The sequence below is a fragment of the Enterobacter sp. 296B2 genome, assembly GCF_034106185.1.
GTDB lineage: Bacteria > Pseudomonadota > Gammaproteobacteria > Enterobacterales > Enterobacteriaceae > Enterobacter > Enterobacter cloacae_N.
Map to the genome: position 1 here is coordinate 47,886 of NZ_JAWNCA010000011.1, position 16,916 is coordinate 64,801.

At 55.7% G+C, this 16,916-nt stretch carries 17 protein-coding genes; 13 read left to right on the forward strand and 4 right to left on the reverse strand.

From position 1 onward, the window contains the following. Positions 1-27: 27 nt before the first annotated feature. The 9 genes from rluE (at position 28) to URZ40_RS10565 (ending at position 9,103) form a co-directional block, all read left to right on the forward strand. The gene (gene rluE, locus URZ40_RS10525; RefSeq protein ID WP_320720509.1) at positions 28-681 is read left to right on the forward strand and encodes a 23S rRNA pseudouridine(2457) synthase RluE; all 654 of its coding nucleotides are present in this window, start codon (positions 28-30) and stop codon (positions 679-681) included. A 9-nt stretch (positions 682-690) separates the two neighbouring features. Beyond that, positions 691-1,164: an NUDIX hydrolase gene (locus URZ40_RS10530; protein WP_316378925.1), complete on the forward strand. Its 474-nt coding sequence runs from the start codon at positions 691-693 to the stop codon at positions 1,162-1,164. A 40-nt stretch (positions 1,165-1,204) separates the two neighbouring features. Continuing rightward, positions 1,205-2,317 (forward strand): tRNA 2-thiouridine(34) synthase MnmA, encoded by a 1,113-nt coding sequence (gene mnmA, locus URZ40_RS10535; RefSeq protein WP_028012751.1) that lies wholly within the window; start codon positions 1,205-1,207, stop codon positions 2,315-2,317. A 26-nt stretch (positions 2,318-2,343) separates the two neighbouring features. After that, positions 2,344-2,973 (forward strand): high frequency lysogenization protein HflD, encoded by a 630-nt coding sequence (gene hflD, locus URZ40_RS10540; RefSeq protein WP_013097081.1) that lies wholly within the window; start codon positions 2,344-2,346, stop codon positions 2,971-2,973. Between the two features lie 19 nt (positions 2,974-2,992). Continuing rightward, the gene (gene purB / locus URZ40_RS10545) at positions 2,993-4,363 is read left to right on the forward strand and encodes an adenylosuccinate lyase (RefSeq protein ID WP_088126880.1); all 1,371 of its coding nucleotides are present in this window, start codon (positions 2,993-2,995) and stop codon (positions 4,361-4,363) included. Between the two features lie 124 nt (positions 4,364-4,487). Beyond that, the gene (gene phoP / locus URZ40_RS10550; RefSeq protein ID WP_116341160.1) at positions 4,488-5,159 is read left to right on the forward strand and encodes a two-component system response regulator PhoP; all 672 of its coding nucleotides are present in this window, start codon (positions 4,488-4,490) and stop codon (positions 5,157-5,159) included. After that, complete coding sequence (gene phoQ / locus URZ40_RS10555; protein ID WP_116340611.1) at positions 5,160-6,623, forward strand: two-component system sensor histidine kinase PhoQ; 1,464 nt, start codon at positions 5,160-5,162, stop codon at positions 6,621-6,623. Positions 6,624-6,714: 91 nt separating this feature from the next. Beyond that, positions 6,715-7,836, forward strand: coding sequence for a cupin domain-containing protein (locus URZ40_RS10560; RefSeq protein WP_116340613.1), 1,122 nt, complete (start codon positions 6,715-6,717; stop codon positions 7,834-7,836). 109 nt (positions 7,837-7,945) lie between these two features. Then, entirely contained in the window at positions 7,946-9,103 is a 1,158-nt protein-coding gene (locus URZ40_RS10565; RefSeq protein WP_316380356.1) for a DDE-type integrase/transposase/recombinase, read from the forward strand. Positions 9,104-9,220: 117 nt separating this feature from the next. Here the strand turns inward: URZ40_RS10565 and URZ40_RS10570 are convergent, their stop codons facing one another. Together URZ40_RS10570 and pepT are read right to left on the reverse strand one after the other, a co-directional pair. Continuing rightward, positions 9,221-9,712: an REP-associated tyrosine transposase gene (locus URZ40_RS10570; RefSeq protein ID WP_116340615.1), complete on the reverse strand. Its 492-nt coding sequence runs from the start codon at positions 9,710-9,712 to the stop codon at positions 9,221-9,223. Positions 9,713-9,807: 95 nt separating this feature from the next. Continuing rightward, positions 9,808-11,031, reverse strand: a complete 1,224-nt coding sequence (gene pepT / locus URZ40_RS10575) for a peptidase T (RefSeq protein ID WP_163328783.1) — start codon at positions 11,029-11,031, stop codon at positions 9,808-9,810. A gap of 237 nt (positions 11,032-11,268) precedes the next feature. On the opposite strand from pepT, the gene potA reads away from it, so the two are divergent. Genes potA through potD form a run of 4 tightly spaced genes read left to right on the forward strand, consistent with a single transcriptional unit; the run spans position 11,269 to position 15,077 of the window. Further along, entirely contained in the window at positions 11,269-12,417 is a 1,149-nt protein-coding gene (gene potA, locus URZ40_RS10580; RefSeq protein WP_316379295.1) for a spermidine/putrescine ABC transporter ATP-binding protein PotA, read from the forward strand. Beyond that, positions 12,401-13,258, forward strand: a complete 858-nt coding sequence (gene potB / locus URZ40_RS10585) for a spermidine/putrescine ABC transporter permease PotB (RefSeq protein ID WP_316378922.1) — start codon at positions 12,401-12,403, stop codon at positions 13,256-13,258. The genes potA and potB overlap by 17 nt, the downstream gene beginning before the upstream one ends. Further along, positions 13,255-14,046, forward strand: coding sequence for a spermidine/putrescine ABC transporter permease PotC (gene potC, locus URZ40_RS10590; RefSeq protein ID WP_316378921.1), 792 nt, complete (start codon positions 13,255-13,257; stop codon positions 14,044-14,046). The genes potB and potC overlap by 4 nt, the downstream gene beginning before the upstream one ends. After that, the gene (potD, locus tag URZ40_RS10595; RefSeq protein WP_163328775.1) at positions 14,043-15,077 is read left to right on the forward strand and encodes a spermidine/putrescine ABC transporter substrate-binding protein PotD; all 1,035 of its coding nucleotides are present in this window, start codon (positions 14,043-14,045) and stop codon (positions 15,075-15,077) included. Before potC ends, potD begins: the two co-directional genes overlap by 4 nt. Positions 15,078-15,116: 39 nt before the next feature. Here the strand turns inward: potD and cobB are convergent, their stop codons facing one another. Further along, a complete protein-coding gene (gene cobB, locus URZ40_RS10600; protein ID WP_320720510.1) occupies positions 15,117-15,938 on the reverse strand; it encodes a Sir2 family NAD+-dependent deacetylase in 822 nt (273 codons plus the stop codon). A 14-nt stretch (positions 15,939-15,952) separates the two neighbouring features. Further along, complete coding sequence (gene nagK / locus URZ40_RS10605) at positions 15,953-16,864, reverse strand: N-acetylglucosamine kinase (RefSeq protein ID WP_316378919.1); 912 nt, start codon at positions 16,862-16,864, stop codon at positions 15,953-15,955. Positions 16,865-16,916: the final 52 nt, after the last annotated feature.

Below are 16,916 nucleotides of genomic sequence, written 5' to 3' on the forward strand. Positions count from 1 at the left end.
ATGAAAGGTCTTCGTTATTAGGCTATAATGCGGCAATTGATAACGCCTGAAAATACCATGAAGAAAACTTCTTTTACAAAACACCGGGTTGAGCGATTCAGCTCGCGGCAAGCCACCAGACGACCCCAGCAAACCCAGCCGAAGCGGGTGATTTTGTTCAATAAACCCTACGATGTTTTGCCGCAGTTCACCGATGAGGCCGGGCGCAGCACGCTGAAGGATTACATCCCCGTTCAGGGTGTTTACGCCGCCGGGCGTCTGGACCGGGACAGCGAAGGACTTTTGGTCTTAACCAATGACGGCGCTCTGCAGGCGAAGCTCACGCAGCCGGGCAAACGCACCGGAAAAATTTACTTCGTGCAGGTCGAGGGCGAGCCGGACGAAGAGACGCTGGCGAAATTACGCAGCGGCGTGACGCTGAACGACGGCCCCACCCTGCCCGCCGGTATTGAACGCGTGAATGAGCCGGAGTGGCTGTGGCCGCGTAACCCACCCATTCGCGAGCGCAAATCCATCCCGACAAGCTGGCTCAAAATCACCCTGTATGAAGGCCGCAACCGTCAGGTGAGGCGCATGACCGCACACGTCGGCTTCCCTACCCTGCGTCTGATTCGCTACGCCATGGGCAGCTACACGCTGGATTCGCTGGCAAACGGCGAATGGCGCGACGTTGCCCCTTAAGGAGAAACGATGTTTAAACCTCATGTTACGGTCGCCTGCGTGGTGCATGCGCAGGGAAAATTCCTCGTTGTGGAAGAGAGCATCAACGGCAAGGCGCTGTGGAATCAGCCTGCCGGGCATCTTGAAGCCAATGAAACGTTGCTGCAGGCCGCGAAGCGCGAGCTCTGGGAAGAGACGGGCATTCACGCTGAACCGCAGCACTTCATTCGCATGCACCAGTGGATTGCACCCGACAGCACCCCATTCCTGCGCTTTTTATTTGCCGTTGAGCTTAGCGAAACGTGCGCCACTGAACCGCACGATGACGATATCGATCGCTGCCTGTGGGTCACCGCCGAGGAGATCCTGAACGCGCCAAACCTGCGCTCACCGCTGGTTGCGGAAAGCATCCGCTGCTGGCAGTCAGACGCGCGCTTGCCGCTGGGTGTCATCGGAGAATTTAACTGGCCGTTTACAGAGGGTGTCATCGGTGGGGGGGCGTGATAGAATACGCCGCCTTGAAGTTCAATGTCGTGAGTATTCCATGTCAGATAACAGCCAGAAAAAAGTGATCGTCGGCATGTCCGGCGGTGTCGATTCCTCCGTTTCCGCCTACCTGTTACAGCAACAGGGCTATAAGGTGGAGGGCCTGTTCATGAAGAACTGGGAGGAAGACGATGGCGAGGAATACTGCACTGCCGCTGCGGATCTCGCCGATGCGCAGGCCGTATGCGATAAGCTCGGCATTGAACTGCATACCGTTAACTTTGCCGCAGAATACTGGGATAACGTCTTTGAACTGTTCCTTGAAGAGTACAAAGCAGGCCGCACCCCGAACCCGGATATTCTGTGCAACAAAGAGATCAAATTTAAAGCCTTCCTGGAATTCGCCGCGGAAGATCTGGGCGCAGACTACATTGCGACCGGTCACTACGTGCGTCGTGCAGACGTGAATGGCAAAAGCCAGCTGCTGCGCGGCCTGGACGGCAACAAAGATCAGAGCTACTTCCTTTATACGCTGAGCCACGAACAGATTGCGCAAAGCCTGTTCCCGGTTGGCGAACTGGAAAAACCGGAAGTGCGTAAAATCGCTGAAGAGCTGGACCTGATCACCGCGAAGAAAAAAGACTCTACCGGTATCTGCTTTATCGGCGAGCGAAAGTTCCGTGATTTCCTTGGCCGCTACCTCCCTGCGCAGCCGGGTAAAATTGTCACCGTTGATGGCGACGAGATTGGTCAGCATCAGGGGCTGATGTACCACACCTTAGGCCAGCGTAAAGGCCTGGGTATTGGCGGGACCAAAGAAGGCAGCGAAGATCCGTGGTACGTGGTCGACAAAGACGTCGAAAACAATATTCTGGTGGTGGCTCAGGGTCACGACCACCCGCGTCTGATGTCCGTTGGCCTTATCGCACAGCAGCTGCACTGGGTCGATCGCGAGCCGCTGAAAGGCACGCTGCGCTGCACGGTGAAAACGCGCTACCGCCAGACCGATATTCCTTGCACCATCACCGCGCTTGATGATGACCGTATTGACGTGCGTTTCGACGAGCCGGTCGCCGCCGTTACCCCGGGCCAGTCTGCTGTCTTCTACAGCGGTGAGATCTGCCTGGGCGGCGGGATCATTGAACAGCGCCTGCCGCTGCCCGCTGTTTAACCGATTGCACACATAAAGGAGACCGTGTGGCGAAGAATTACTATGACATCACCCTGGCGCTGGCGGGAATTTGCCAGTCAGCTCGTCTGGTGCAACAGCTGGCGCATCAGGGTCACTGCGACGCTGACGCCCTGCACGTTTCGCTCAACAGCGTTATCGACCTCAACCCCGGTTCAACTCTGGGTGTGTTCGGCGGCAGTGAAACCAATCTTCGTCTCGGTCTTGAAACCCTGCTTGGCGTACTTAACGCCAGCAGCCGTCAGGGGTTAAACGCGGAGCTGACCCGCTACACCTTAAGCCTGATGGTGCTGGAGCGTAAGCTGAGCGCCGCGAAAGGCGCGCTTAATACCCTGGGCGATCGCATCGCCGGGTTACAGCGTCAGCTCGACCATTTCGACCTGCAGTCCGAAACGCTGCTGAGCGCCATGGCGGGCATTTACGTTGATGTCATCAGCCCGCTGGGCCCGCGTATTCAGGTCACCGGATCCCCTGCCGTACTGCAAAGTCCGCAGGTACAGGCAAAAGTGCGCGCGTCCCTGCTGGCAGGGATCCGCGCTGCCGTGCTGTGGCACCAGGTTGGCGGTGGCCGCCTGCAGTTAATGTTTTCTCGTAATCGCCTGACCACTCAGGCAAAACAAATTCTTGCTCATTGTTAACCTCCCGGAGTTGCGAATTATGGAATTATCCTCACTGACCGCCGTATCCCCTGTCGATGGACGCTACGGCGATAAAGTCAGCGCGCTGCGCGGGATCTTCAGCGAATATGGTTTGCTGAAGTTCCGTGTTCAGGTTGAAGTACGCTGGCTGCAGAAGCTGGCCGCCCAGGCAGCAATCAAGGAAGTTCCTGCTTTTGATGAAAAGGCAAACGATTACCTTGATAAAATCGTTGCTGAATTTAGCGAAGAAGACGCCGCGCGTATTAAGACCATTGAACGCACCACCAACCACGACGTGAAAGCGGTTGAGTACTTCCTGAAAGAGAAAGTGGAAAGCGTCCCTGCCCTGCACGCGGTATCCGAATTCATTCACTTCGCCTGTACTTCCGAAGATATCAACAACCTGTCTCACGCGCTGATGCTCTCCACCGCGCGTAAAGAGGTTGTGTTGCCTTACTGGCGTAAAATCATCGACGCGGTGAAAACACTCTCCGTGGAATACCGCGATATTCCACTGCTTTCCCGTACCCATGGCCAGCCGGCCACCCCATCCACCATGGGTAAAGAGATGGCGAACGTGGCGTACCGCATGGAGCGCCAGTATCGTCAGCTGGAACAGGTTGAGATTCTGGGCAAAATCAACGGCGCGGTCGGTAACTATAACGCCCACATCGCCGCTTACCCGGAAGTGGACTGGCACCAGTTCAGCGAAGAGTTCGTGACCTCGCTGGGCATTCAGTGGAACCCGTACACCACCCAGATTGAGCCGCACGACTACATCGCCGAGCTGTTTGACTGCATCGCGCGCTTCAACACCATCCTGATCGACTTCGATCGTGACGTTTGGGGCTACATCGCGCTGAACCACTTCAAGCAGAAAACCATCGCCGGTGAAATCGGCTCCTCCACCATGCCGCACAAAGTGAACCCCATCGACTTCGAAAACTCTGAAGGCAACCTGGGCCTGGCGAATGCCGTGCTGCAGCATATGGCGAGCAAACTGCCGGTTTCCCGCTGGCAGCGCGACCTGACCGACTCCACCGTACTGCGTAACCTGGGCGTGGGCATCGGCTACGCGCTGATCGCGTATCAGTCCACCCTGAAAGGCGTGAGCAAACTGGAAGTGAACCGCGATCGTCTGCTGGACGAACTGGATCACAACTGGGAAGTGCTGGCAGAGCCGATTCAGACCGTGATGCGCCGTTACGGTATCGAAAAGCCGTACGAGAAGCTGAAAGAGCTGACCCGCGGTAAACGCGTTGACGCCGAAGGCATGAAGCAGTTTATCGACGGTCTGGCACTGCCGGAAGAAGAGAAAACCCGCCTGAAAGCCATGACCCCGGCGAATTACATTGGCCGCGCCATCACCATGGTTGACGAGCTGAAATAACGTCCTTCCCCCCCCTTTCCGCCCGGAAAGGGGGTTGCTTTTCCCCGGTTTACTGAATGTTTATCCCCACAGCAACATAATCAGCGTTAAACTATTCATACTATTTATTCCCGGAGAAAAGATGATGCGCGTACTGGTTGTTGAGGATAACGCATTGCTACGCCACCACCTGAAGGTTCAGCTTCAGGAGATGGGACATCAGGTGGACGATGCTGAAGATGCAAAAGAAGCCGATTATTATCTCAATGAACACCTGCCGGACATCGCCATTGTCGATTTAGGCCTGCCTGATGAAGACGGCCTGTCGTTAATTCGTCGCTGGCGCAGCCATGATGTTTCTCTGCCGGTTCTGGTTCTGACGGCACGCGAAGGCTGGCAGGACAAAGTTGAAGTGCTCAGCGCCGGTGCGGATGATTACGTCACCAAACCGTTCCATATTGAAGAAGTGGCGGCGCGCATGCAGGCGCTGTTACGCCGCAACAGCGGGCTGGCTTCACAGGTTATCTCCATTCCGCCTTTCCAGGTGGATCTCTCCCGGCGCGAGCTCTCAATTAACGATGAAGCGATCAAGCTGACCGCATTCGAATACACCATTATGGAAACGCTGATCCGTAACAGCGGCAAGGTAGTGAGCAAAGACTCCTTAATGCTCCAGCTCTACCCTGACGCTGAGCTGCGCGAGAGTCACACCATCGACGTGCTGATGGGGCGTTTGCGTAAGAAAATTCAGGCGCAGTATCCGCAGGATGTGATTACCACCGTCCGCGGTCAGGGCTACCTGTTTGAATTACGCTAAATGAGACGGATTTTGCGCCATATTCTGCCCCTCTCGCTGCGGGTTCGCTTTTTACTGGCTACGGCCGCGGTGGTGTTGGTGCTGTCGCTCTCCTACGGTATGGTCGCCCTCGTAGGGTACAGCGTCAGCTTCGATAAAACGACCTTTCGTCTGTTACGCGGCGAAAGCAATCTGTTTTATACCCTGGCGAAATGGGAAGACAACCACATCACCGTTGAAATGCCGGAAAATCTGAATCAGCAGAGTCCAACCCTGGCCATGATTTATAACGAAAAGGGAAAGTTGCTTTGGGCGCAGCGCGATATTCCGTGGCTGGTCAATAGCATTCGTCCTGAATGGCTCAAAACCAACGGATTTCATGAGATTGAAGCCGATCTCAACACCACCAGCACCCTGATCCGCGAAGATCGCTCAATGCAGCAAAAGCTCAATGAAATCCGCGCTGACGATGCCGAGACGGAGATGACGCACTCGGTGGCGATCAATATCTACCCGGCGACCATGAACATGCCGCAGTTGACCATTGTGGTGATTGACACCATCCCGGTTGAGCTAAAACGTTCCTATAAGGTCTGGGGCTGGTTCGTTTATGTTCTCGCCGCAAACCTGCTGCTGGTGATCCCGCTGCTTTGGGTGGCGGCGTGGTGGAGCTTGCGTCCTATTGAGTCCCTGGCGCGAGAGGTGCGCGAGCTTGAGGAACATCATCGTGAAAAGCTCAACCCGGAGACCACCCGTGAGCTGACCAGCCTGGTGCGTAACCTCAATCGCCTGCTGAAAAGCGAGCGTGAACGCTATGATAAGTACCGTACGACCCTGACCGACCTCACGCACAGCCTGAAAACGCCGCTGGCCGTGATGCAAAGCACTCTGCGTTCAATGCGCAGCTCAAAGCTGAGCGTCGATGATGCCGAGCCGGTGATGCTGGAACAGATCAGCCGAATCTCGCAGCAAATTGGCTATTATCTGCACCGCGCCAGCATGCGTTCCGGCAGCGCGCTCCTAAGCCGCGAGCTGCACCCGGTAGCCCCGCTGCTGGATAATCTCACGTCCGCGCTCAACAAGGTGTATCAGCGTAAAGGGGTGAATATCAGCCTCGATATTTCGCCTGAGATTAGCTTTGTCGGCGAAAAAAATGACTTTATGGAAGTGATGGGCAACCTGTTGGATAACGCCTGCAAGTACTGCCTGGAGTTTGTGGAAGTGTCGGCGCGCCAGACGGATAACGAATTACATATTATCGTCGAGGATGATGGCCCGGGGATCCCGCGCAATAAACGTGATGTGGTGTTCGATCGCGGTCAGCGTGCGGATACGCTGCGTCCCGGTCAGGGGGTGGGATTAGCCGTGGCCCGCGAGATTGTCGACCAGTACGATGGCAAAATCGAAACCAGCGAAAGCTTGCTGGGTGGGGCCAGAATGGAAGTGATTTTTGGTCGACAGCAGCCCACTTCGGACGATAGTTAACCCGTTATGTGAAAAATGCGAGGATCTCGCAGCCGGGGGCCTGAGCTTCCGTTATAATCCGAGTCAGTAAGAGCCTGCGGAATAAAAAAATATGGATTATCACTTAACACTTAACTGGCCCGAATTTATCGAACGTTACTGGCAAAAGCGCCCGGTGGTTCTGAAACGCGGGTTCAGCAACTTTGTCGACCCTATCTCGCCTGACGAGCTGGCCGGTCTGGCCATGGAAAACGAAGTCGACAGCCGCCTGGTCAGCCACCAGGACGGGAAATGGCAGGTCAGCCACGGTCCTTTCGAAAGCTACGATCACCTCGGCGAAAGCAACTGGTCGCTGCTGGTACAGGCGGTCAACCACTGGCACGAGCCAACTGCCGCGCTAATGCGCCCGTTCCGCGCCCTGCCCGACTGGCGAATGGACGATCTGATGATCTCCTTCTCTGTACCGGGCGGCGGCGTGGGTCCGCATCTGGACCAGTACGACGTGTTTATCATTCAGGGTACGGGCCGCCGCCGCTGGCGCGTGGGCGAAAAAGTGCCAATGAAACAGCACTGCCCGCACCCGGATCTGCTTCAGGTGGATCCGTTCGAAGGAATTATCGACGAAGAGCTGGAGCCGGGCGATATCCTCTACATTCCGCCGGGATTCCCTCACGAAGGTTACTCCCTGGAGAACTCGCTGAACTACTCCGTTGGATTCCGCGCGCCGAGCGGCCGCGAGATGATCAGCGGCTTTGCCGACTATGTTCTGCAGCGCGAGCTGGGCAGCTATCGCTACAGCGATCCGGATGTACCTGCGCGAGAGCATCCGGCAGATATCGTGCCAGAAGAGCTGGATAAACTGCGCGGCATGATGCTGGATCTGATCAACGAGCCGGAACACTTTAAACAATGGTTTGGCGAGTTTATCAGCCAGTCCCGCCACGAGCTGGACGTTGCGCCACCGGAGCCGCCGTATCAGGCGGACGAGATTTACGATGCGCTCCAGCAAGGCGACAAGCTGGTACGTCTGGGCGGATTGCGCGTGCTGCGCATCGGTGAAGAGGTGTTCGTCAACGGCGAGAAGCTGGACTCTCCGCACCGACCGGCGCTGGAAGCCATTGCCAGCCATCTGGTGTTGACTGCCGACACCTTTGGCGATGCGCTGGAAGATCCGTCCTTCCTCGCGATGCTGGCCGCGCTGGTCAACAGCGGGTACTGGTTCTTTGAGGACTGAGTTATGATATGTGCCGGGTGGCGGCTAGGTATGAACCGGAAACATGGGTAACACTTTAGACCGGATACATGGGTAACAGTTATAACTGGCATAGAAGAGGAGACTCGCTATGCCCTGGACTGAGACCCGACCTATGCAACGCCTTGATTTTATCCGTGCCTGCCATGCAGGTACGGACTCATTCTCCGCTCTTTGCCGCCTTTTTGGCATCAGCCGTAAAACCGGCTATAAATGGCTTCAGCGTTTTGACCCCTCTGACCTGTCATCTCTCTCTGACCGATCGCGTGCACCACACTCCCACTCCCGGACGGTTCCTGATGATATTGCCGGACACCTGACTGCCCTGCGTCAAAAACACCCTGACTGGGGCCCTAAAAAACTGCGGATGTGGCTGCTCAATCATCACGTCGATTTTACCGTACCTGCTGCCAGCACTATCGGCGATATCCTCAAGCGTGAAGGCCTGGTTCCGGATAAAAAGCGAAAACGCAGAACACCGGGTAATCGGCAGCCTCTGACCATCATCAGTGAGAACAATCAGGTCTGGAGTGCTGATTTTAAAGGCAAGTTCAGGCTGCTGAGCCGGGAATACTGCCATCCCTTCACCCTGACCGACAATCACAGCCGGTATCTTCTGAGCTGCCGGGGAACGGACCGGGAGAGCGAGCCCTTCGTCAGGCAGTGCCTGACGGATGCGTTCCTGGAGTACGGTCTGCCGGAAGTCCTGAGAACGGATAATGGTCAGCCGTTCGCGGGAACAGGTATCGCCGGGTTAAGTCGCCTTGCAGTCTGGCTGATAAAGCTGGGCATCAGACCGGAACGTATCAGAAAGGGGCATCCGGAAGAAAACGGCCGTCATGAGCGAATGCACCGCTCGCTGAAAAGTGCAGTGAAACAGGGCAACACCTTCATGACGATGGAAGAACAACAGCGGTGGTTCAGTGACTACCGGGAAGAGTTTAACTACGAAAGGCCGCATGAAGCCCTGGCGGGTGCAACGCCCGGAACGGTGTGGAAGCCTTCAGGCCGTCACTGGGATGGCAGGGTTCCTGAATATGCTTATCCGGAAGGAGGTACGGTCTACAGGGTGAAATCAAGGGGGACACTCTATATGGGGAAAAAGGGGACGGTGTTCCTGAGTGAAGCGCTGACTGATGAGTACATCATGCTGGAAGAACAAGATGATGGCCTTGAGGCCATCATCTTTAACGGAATAACGCTTGCGTACTATGACCGAAAAACCCAGAGTGTGCTCCGGATAGACTAAAAAGTGTTACCTATGTTCCCGGTCTGATCTGTCACCTTTGTATCCGGTCATACCCTTCGCTTACCGGGCCTACGATCCGAATGTAGGCCGGGTAAGGCGTAGCCGCCACCCGGCTTTTCACTTCCGCTCACCCGCCGCAAAATCCTCGATCTCTCCCGCCCAATCCACCGGATACAACCCTTCAGCCACATCGCGATGAAACGTTGAAAAAGGCCAGTCAATAACCTTACTGACATAGCCATGCTTCACCGGATTGATGTAGACGTAATCCATATGTCGCAGGTAATCCTTTTCATTGCGAATGGTGTGCTCCCAGAAACGCGGCTGCCATACGTGGCGCATGTCGATGTTGCGGCTAAACGTTTTTTTGATATCACGCCAGCGTGCCGAAAAGTCGCTATCTCCTTCCGGTAAGGTCCAGATACAGTGCATATGCTCAGGCAGAATAACCCATGCGTTGATTGTGAACGGCTTTGCACGTTTAACCAAAGAGGTGGCAGCGCGCAGACTGTCGATATAACGGGTAAGCAAATCGCTCTGGCGGTTTTGCAAGTTGACGGTGAAAAACCATGTACCGCCGGGGATATAGTGGCGACGATAGTTTGACATGGGCACTCCTTGCCTCATTGTCGGGTGGCGGCTTCGCCTTACCCGACCTACGATCCGAATGTAGGCCCGGTAAGCGTAGCGCCACCGGGCGTTTTTTAGCCTTTAGCAGTAAGTTCCGCTATCCGCACTATCACCTTCACTGCTTTTTCCATCCCTTCCAGAGTCACAAACTCATGCTTGCCGTGGTAGTTATAGCCACCGGTAAACAGGTTCGGGCACGGCAGTCCCATAAACGACAGCTGAGAACCGTCGGTGCCGCCGCGAATCGGCTTCAGCTGCGGTTCAATATCACAGTCGCGCATCGCCTGCTGGGCGATATCAAGAATGTGCGGATGGGCCATCACCTTCTCGCGCATATTGTAATAGCTATCTTCGATAATGAGCTCAATATAGCAATCAGGGTGTAATCCTTTACCAACCTTCTTAGCGATCTCCATCATCTTGCGCTTGCGGGCTTCAAAGGCTTTGCGGTCGAAATCGCGGATGATGTAGTGCATCTGCGCGCTGTCCACGGTGCCTTTGATGCTGGTGAGGTGATAAAAACCCTCGTAACCTTCGGTCTGTTCAGGGCTCTCTTCCGCCGGGACTTCCGCATGAATACGCGACGCCAGCGACAGGGCGTTCACCATGACGCCTTTCGCCGAACCGGGGTGAACGTTGTTACCGACAATTTTGATCGTAACGGACGCGGCATTGAAGTTTTCATACTCCAGTTCACCGACGCCGCCGCCGTCAACGGTATAGGCCCACTGCGCGTTAAAGGCTTCCACGTCGAAGTGCTTCGCGCCTTTGCCGACCTCTTCGTCCGGCGTAAAGGCCACGCGGATATCTCCGTGCGGGATATTTTTCTCTTTCAGCACCGCCAGCGCGGTCATGATCTCCGCGATGCCCGCCTTGTCATCCGCTCCCAGCAGCGTTTTACCGTCGGTGGTGATCAGCGTCTGACCGAGCAGCTGGTGCAGCACCGGGAACATCACCGGAGACAGCACTTCGTCGCCAATACCCAGCGCAATATCGCCGCCGCGGTAGTTTTCCACGATCTGCGGGTTAACATGCTTACCGCTAAAATCCGGAGAGGTGTCGACATGGGAGATAAAGCCAATCGCCGGAATATCACCCGGCATATTCGCCGGCAGCGTTCCCATCACAGTGCCTTTTTCGCTTAACGTGACGTTGACCAGCCCCATGGCGTCAAGCTGCTCTTTAAGCAGGTTTAACAACTTCCACTGGCCTTCGGTGCTCGGCACCTGGCGGACACCCGGCTTAGATTGGGTATCCAGCGAAACATACTGTAAAAAACGCTCAAGTAATTTATCCATGCAGTCACCCTCACTTTTTGTGACAACATTATCAGTAAGCATCAAAACGCAAATATTGCGTCAGGTCACTTTTATCCCGCAAACGAGAACTTTTTACGTTTATATCTTTATACGTTAATAAATGTAGCTTATGAATCAGTGACAAGGATTGGCGATTACGGGGGATTGCCGTAGAATGTCCGCCCTCATTACGAGTCACCAAGGTGGTTACACACAAACCCCGCTTCAGTCTGCTGCCTGAGGCGTCTATATGGGACAGCGCAAAAATTGAATACACAATCCCGTTCTCGTTCACCGCTGGTGCAACTGGAACGAATTCGTAAAAGCTTTGATGGCAAAGACGTCATTTCCGACCTCAACCTGACCATCAATGATGGTGAGTTTCTTACGCTGCTTGGCCCTTCCGGCTGCGGCAAAACCACCGTACTGCGCCTTATCGCCGGGCTGGAAAGCGTTGATAATGGCCGCATCCATCTTGAGAACCAGGACATAACCCAGGTTCCTGCCGAAGATCGCCACGTCAATACCGTCTTTCAGAGCTATGCCCTGTTCCCGCACATGACCGTGTTTGAGAACGTGGCGTTTGGCCTGCGGATGCAAAAGACCCCGGCTAATGAGATTGAACCGCGCGTCACCGACGCCCTGCGCATGGTACAGCTGGAAGCGTTTGCCCAGCGTAAGCCCCACCAGCTCTCCGGCGGTCAGCAGCAGCGCGTGGCGATTGCCCGCGCCGTGGTCAATAAACCGCGCCTGCTTCTGCTGGATGAATCCCTCTCCGCGCTGGACTACAAGCTGCGCAAGCAGATGCAGAACGAGCTGAAAGCGCTACAGCGCAAGCTTGGCATCACCTTTGTCTTCGTCACCCACGACCAGGAAGAGGCACTGACCATGTCAGACCGTATTGTGGTGATGCGCGACGGCAAGATTGAACAGGACGGTACGCCGCGCGAAATCTACGAAGAGCCGAAAAACCTGTTTGTCGCCAGCTTCATTGGCGAAATCAATATCTTTAACGCCACGGTGATTGAGCGTCTGGGCGACAAGCGCGTGCGCGCCAGCGTTGAAGGACGCGAGTGCAATATCACGGTGAATTTCCCCGTCGAAAAGGGACAAAAGCTCAACGTTCTGCTGCGCCCGGAAGATCTGCGCGTCGATGAAATTCACGGCAATACCGAGGCCGAAGGGTTAATCGGCTATATCCGCGAGCGCAACTACAAAGGGATGACGCTGGAATCTGTCGTCGAGCTGGAGAACGGCAAAATGGTAATGGTCAGCGAATTCTTTAACGAGGACGATCCTGACTTCGACCACTCTCTCGACCAGAAAATGGTTATCAACTGGGTAGAAAGCTGGGAGGTTGTGCTGGCCGATGAAGAACACAAGTAAGTTCCAGAAGGTGGTGATTGCCACTATCGTCGGTTGGCTTGTGCTGTTTGTCTTTTTACCCAACCTGATGATCGTTGCCACCAGCTTCCTGACCCGGGACGATACAAACTTCGTTTCGCTGGTCTTTACGCTGGACAACTACGCGCGCCTGCTCGATCCGCTCTATTTCGACGTGCTGCTGCACTCGCTTAATATGGCGCTGATCGCCACCGTCGCCTGCCTGCTGCTGGGGTACCCTTTCGCATGGTTCCTGGCCAGGCTGCCACAAAAGGTGCGCCCGCTGCTGCTGTTTCTGCTGATTGTGCCGTTCTGGACTAACTCGCTGATTCGCATCTACGGGCTGAAAATCTTCCTCAGCACCAAAGGCTACCTCAATGAATTTCTGCTGTGGCTGGGGGTGATTGATACGCCGATACGCATCATGTTTACCCCGAGCGCGGTGATCGTTGGTCTGGTCTATATCCTGCTGCCGTTTATGGTGATGCCGCTCTACTCCAGCATCGAGAAGCTTGATAAACCGCTGCTGGAGGCGGCAAAAGACCTGGGGGCTAACAAGCTTCAGACCTTCATCCGCATTATTATTCCGCTGACCATGCCCGGCATTATTGCCGGCTGTCTGCTGGTAATGCTTCCGGCGATGGGCCTGTTCTACGTGTCCGACCTGATGGGCGGAGCGAAAAACCTGCTGATCGGTAACGTGATTAAGAGTCAGTTCCTGAACATCCGCGACTGGCCGTTCGGTTCCGCGACAAGCATTACGCTGACGGTAGTGATGGGGCTGATGCTGCTGGTCTACTGGCGCGCGTCGCGCCTGCTGAATAAAAGGGTGGAACTCGAATGATCGGTCGACTGCTTCGCGGCGGTTTTATGACCGCCATCTACGCCTATCTTTATATCCCGATTATCATTTTAATCGTGAACTCTTTTAACAGCTCGCGGTTCGGGATTAACTGGCAGGGATTTACCACCAGCTGGTACAGCCTGCTGATGAACAACGACAGCCTGCTGCAGGCAGCCCAGCACTCGCTGACGATGGCGATCGTCTCCGCCACCTTCGCCACGCTGATTGGCTCCCTCACCGCCGTGGCGCTGTACCGCTATCGCTTTCGCGGCAAGCCGTTCGTCAGCGGCATGCTGTTTGTGGTGATGATGTCGCCGGACATCGTGATGGCGATTTCGCTGCTGGTGCTGTTTATGCTGCTGGGCGTACAGCTTGGCTTCTGGTCGCTGCTGTTTTCCCATATCACCTTCTGCCTGCCGTTTGTGGTGGTGACTGTTTTCGCGCGCCTGAAAGGGTTCGACGTGCGCATGCTGGAGGCGGCGAAGGATCTGGGCGCCAGCGAAATGACCATCCTGCGCAAAATCATCCTGCCGCTGGCGATGCCCGCCGTGGCGGCAGGATGGCTGCTCAGCTTTACGCTGTCGATGGATGACGTGGTGGTCTCCTCCTTCGTGACCGGGCCGAGCTATGAAATTCTGCCGTTGAAGATCTATTCGATGGTCAAAGTCGGCGTGTCGCCAGAGGTGAACGCGCTGGCGACCATTCTGCTGGTGTTTTCGCTGGTTCTGGTGATCGCCAGCCAGGTTATTGCTCGTGATAAAACAAAACCTCAGGGGACAATGAAATGAAAAAAATGCTCGCCGCTGCGGCGCTGGTGCTTGGCATGGGAGCGGCGCACGCTGATGACAGCAAAACGCTCTACTTCTACAACTGGACCGAGTATGTGCCGCCAGGCCTGCTGGAGCAGTTCACCAAAGAGACTGGCATTAAGGTTATCTACTCGACCTACGAGTCGAATGAAACCATGTATGCCAAGCTGAAAACCTATAAAGACGGTGCATACGATCTGGTCGTTCCCTCCACCTACTTTGTCGACAAAATGCGCAAAGAGGGGATGATCCAGAAGATCGATAAAACGAAGCTAACCCATTTTTCAAACCTCGATCCGGAGATGCTCAACAAGCCGTTCGACCCGAATAACGACTACTCCATTCCGTACATCTGGGGCGCAACGGCGATTGGCGTTAACAGCGAGGCCATCGATCCGAAAACGGTCACCGGCTGGGCCGACCTGTGGAAACCGGAATACAAAGGCAGCCTGTTGTTAACCGACGATGCGCGCGAAGTATTCCAGATCGCGCTGCGTAAACTCGGCTTTTCCGGTAATACCACCGATCCGAAAGAGATCGATGCGGCTTACAACGAGCTGAAAAAGCTGATGCCTAACGTGGCGGCATTCAACTCAGATAACCCGGCAAACCCGTATATGGAAGGTGAAGTGAACCTGGGGATGGTGTGGAACGGCTCTGCGTATGTTGCCCGCCAGGCCGGTACGCCGCTGGAGGTGGTCTGGCCGAAGGAAGGCGGCATCTTCTGGATGGATAGCCTTGCGATCCCGGCCAACGCGAAGAACGTGGACGGCGCGCTGAAGCTGATCAACTTCCTGTTGCGCCCGGACGTGGCGAAACAGGTTGCCGAGACGATTGGCTACCCGACGCCAAACCTGGCCGCCCGCAAGCTGCTGAAGCCTGACGTGGCTAACGATAAGTCACTCTATCCGGATGCCGACACCATCAGCAAAGGTGAATGGCAGAACGACGTTGGTGACGCGAGTCGCCTTTACGAAGAGTATTATCAGAAGTTAAAAGCAGGTCGTTAATGCAATACATAACGGGCGACGCAGCGTCGCCCGTTACTCTTACAGCCCCTTCAGAAGCTTATCCACAAAGGCCGGCACGACTTCACTCGCCAGGCCGTATTGCTTCTCTTCAAACTCGCTGCCCACCTGACTTGGCTCCAGATTGAGCTCGACCGTATGCGCCCCGTGCAGCCGCGCTTCGTGAACAAACCCCGCCGCCGGGTAAACGTGACCCGATGTGCCAATAGCAATAAACACGTCCGTCATCGCCAGCGCGCTGTAGATCTCATCCATCCCCAGCGGCATTTCGCCAAACCAGACCACGTGCGGACGCAGGCGCGACGGGAACTGGCAGCAGTGGCATTTGTCTTCCGGCAGCACGTCCTCTTTCCAGTCCAGCACCTGACCGCTCCAGGCGCAGCGAACCTTGAGCAGCTCACCGTGCATGTGGATGATGTTCTTGTTGCCGGCCCGCTCGTGCAGGTTATCGATATTCTGCGTCACCAGCAGAAAACGATCCCCCAGCGCCTCTTCCAGCTTCGCCAGCGCCAGATGCGCCGCGTTCGGCGCAATCTCAGGCTGCTGAAGCTGTCGGCGGCGAGCGTTGTAAAACGCCTGCACGAGATCCGGATCGCGGGCAAAGCCTTCCGGCGTCGCCACGTCCTCGACACGGTGCTCTTCCCACAGCCCGTCCGCTGCACGGAAGGTCTGAATTCCTGACTCGGCGGAGATCCCCGCGCCGGTCAGCACCACCACTCTGGGTTTATCCATCGCTTCTGGCATTATTCTGTCTCTGAAAAAGATCCGCTGGCGCAAGCGCTCTCGTAAGCGGCGTTTGTTTTTGCGAAAACGGCTGAGTCGACCCTGGCGACGCGACAGCATAAAGACCTCGTAAACTAATCGGTGAGATGAAGGAATGCGGCTCCGCGCATGCCTCCTGCGTCCCCGTGGCGCGCACGTTCAATACGCGGCACGCGGGCGACCGGCAATAAATGTCGGGGCAGACGCCCGGACAACCTTTCCGTAATCGCGGTAAAGTTTGATAGCCCTCCCCCGATCACCAGCAGATCCGGGTCGACGATGGTGAGAATATTTCCCAGACACACCGCCAGCAGATCCAGATAACGCTCGACGTGTTCACGCGCCTGCGCATCCCCCTGCTCCCACAGGGTAATGATTTGAGGGGCCTCAAGTTTCTGATGATAGAAGTGTTCGTAAAGCCATGCAAACCCGCGGCCGGAGAGGTAGTTCTCAATACAGCCGTGCTGGCCGCAGCCGCAGCGGGTCAGCGGGAAGTCACGCCCCACCACCTCCAGCGCATCCACCGGGAGACGGATATGACCAAATTCCCCGGTTATGTAGCTGCGCCCGGTAATAGGCTTACCGTTGATGACAATCCCCCCGCCGACGCCGGTACCGAGGATCAGCCCCATCACCAGCGGATATTGACGGAACTCATCGTCCCAGGCTTCAGAGAGGGCAAAGCAGTTGGCATCGTTGTCTAAACGCACGTCGCGTTCAAGGAGGGCTGAAAGATCGGCGCGCAGCGGTTTACCGCTGGCGGCAGGCACGTTGGCGGCATACAGCGTGCCGTCATCGGTTTCGGGCATCCCCGGGATCCCGATACCGACGCTACCTTTCATGCCAAAGCGTTCATCCGCCTGCGCAACCAGCGCGGCAATGGCGGTTAAAAATTCATCGTAGCTTTCGCGCGGGGTGGGAACGCGGGTTTCCCACTGCAGTTTGAGGTTTTTATCAAACACGCCGAGCGCAATCTTGGTGCCGCCAATATCAAATCCATAATACATAGTGCATTCCTCTTTCTGACATAGCGGCCTCAGGACCGCTACACCATGACGT

Bases quoted from the DNA above. Each gene is read 5' to 3' on its own strand.
- rluE (WP_320720509.1), top strand. From the start codon at position 28: ATGCGGCAATTGATAACGCCTGAAAATACCATGAAGAAAACTTCTTTT.
- URZ40_RS10530 (WP_316378925.1), top strand. From the start codon at position 691: ATGTTTAAACCTCATGTTACGGTCGCCTGCGTGGTGCATGCGCAGGGA.
- mnmA (WP_028012751.1), top strand. From the start codon at position 1,205: ATGTCAGATAACAGCCAGAAAAAAGTGATCGTCGGCATGTCCGGCGGT.
- purB (WP_088126880.1), top strand. From the start codon at position 2,993: ATGGAATTATCCTCACTGACCGCCGTATCCCCTGTCGATGGACGCTAC.
- phoP (WP_116341160.1), top strand. From the start codon at position 4,488: ATGCGCGTACTGGTTGTTGAGGATAACGCATTGCTACGCCACCACCTG.
- phoQ (WP_116340611.1), top strand. From the start codon at position 5,160: ATGAGACGGATTTTGCGCCATATTCTGCCCCTCTCGCTGCGGGTTCGC.
- URZ40_RS10560 (WP_116340613.1), top strand. From the start codon at position 6,715: ATGGATTATCACTTAACACTTAACTGGCCCGAATTTATCGAACGTTAC.
- URZ40_RS10565 (WP_316380356.1), top strand. From the start codon at position 7,946: ATGCCCTGGACTGAGACCCGACCTATGCAACGCCTTGATTTTATCCGT.
- URZ40_RS10570 (WP_116340615.1), bottom strand. From the start codon at position 9,712: ATGTCAAACTATCGTCGCCACTATATCCCCGGCGGTACATGGTTTTTC.
- pepT (WP_163328783.1), bottom strand. From the start codon at position 11,031: ATGGATAAATTACTTGAGCGTTTTTTACAGTATGTTTCGCTGGATACC.
- potB (WP_316378922.1), top strand. From the start codon at position 12,401: ATGAAGAACACAAGTAAGTTCCAGAAGGTGGTGATTGCCACTATCGTC.
- potC (WP_316378921.1), top strand. From the start codon at position 13,255: ATGATCGGTCGACTGCTTCGCGGCGGTTTTATGACCGCCATCTACGCC.
- potD (WP_163328775.1), top strand. From the start codon at position 14,043: ATGAAAAAAATGCTCGCCGCTGCGGCGCTGGTGCTTGGCATGGGAGCG.
- cobB (WP_320720510.1), bottom strand. From the start codon at position 15,938: ATGCTGTCGCGTCGCCAGGGTCGACTCAGCCGTTTTCGCAAAAACAAA.
- nagK (WP_316378919.1), bottom strand. From the start codon at position 16,864: ATGTATTATGGATTTGATATTGGCGGCACCAAGATTGCGCTCGGCGTG.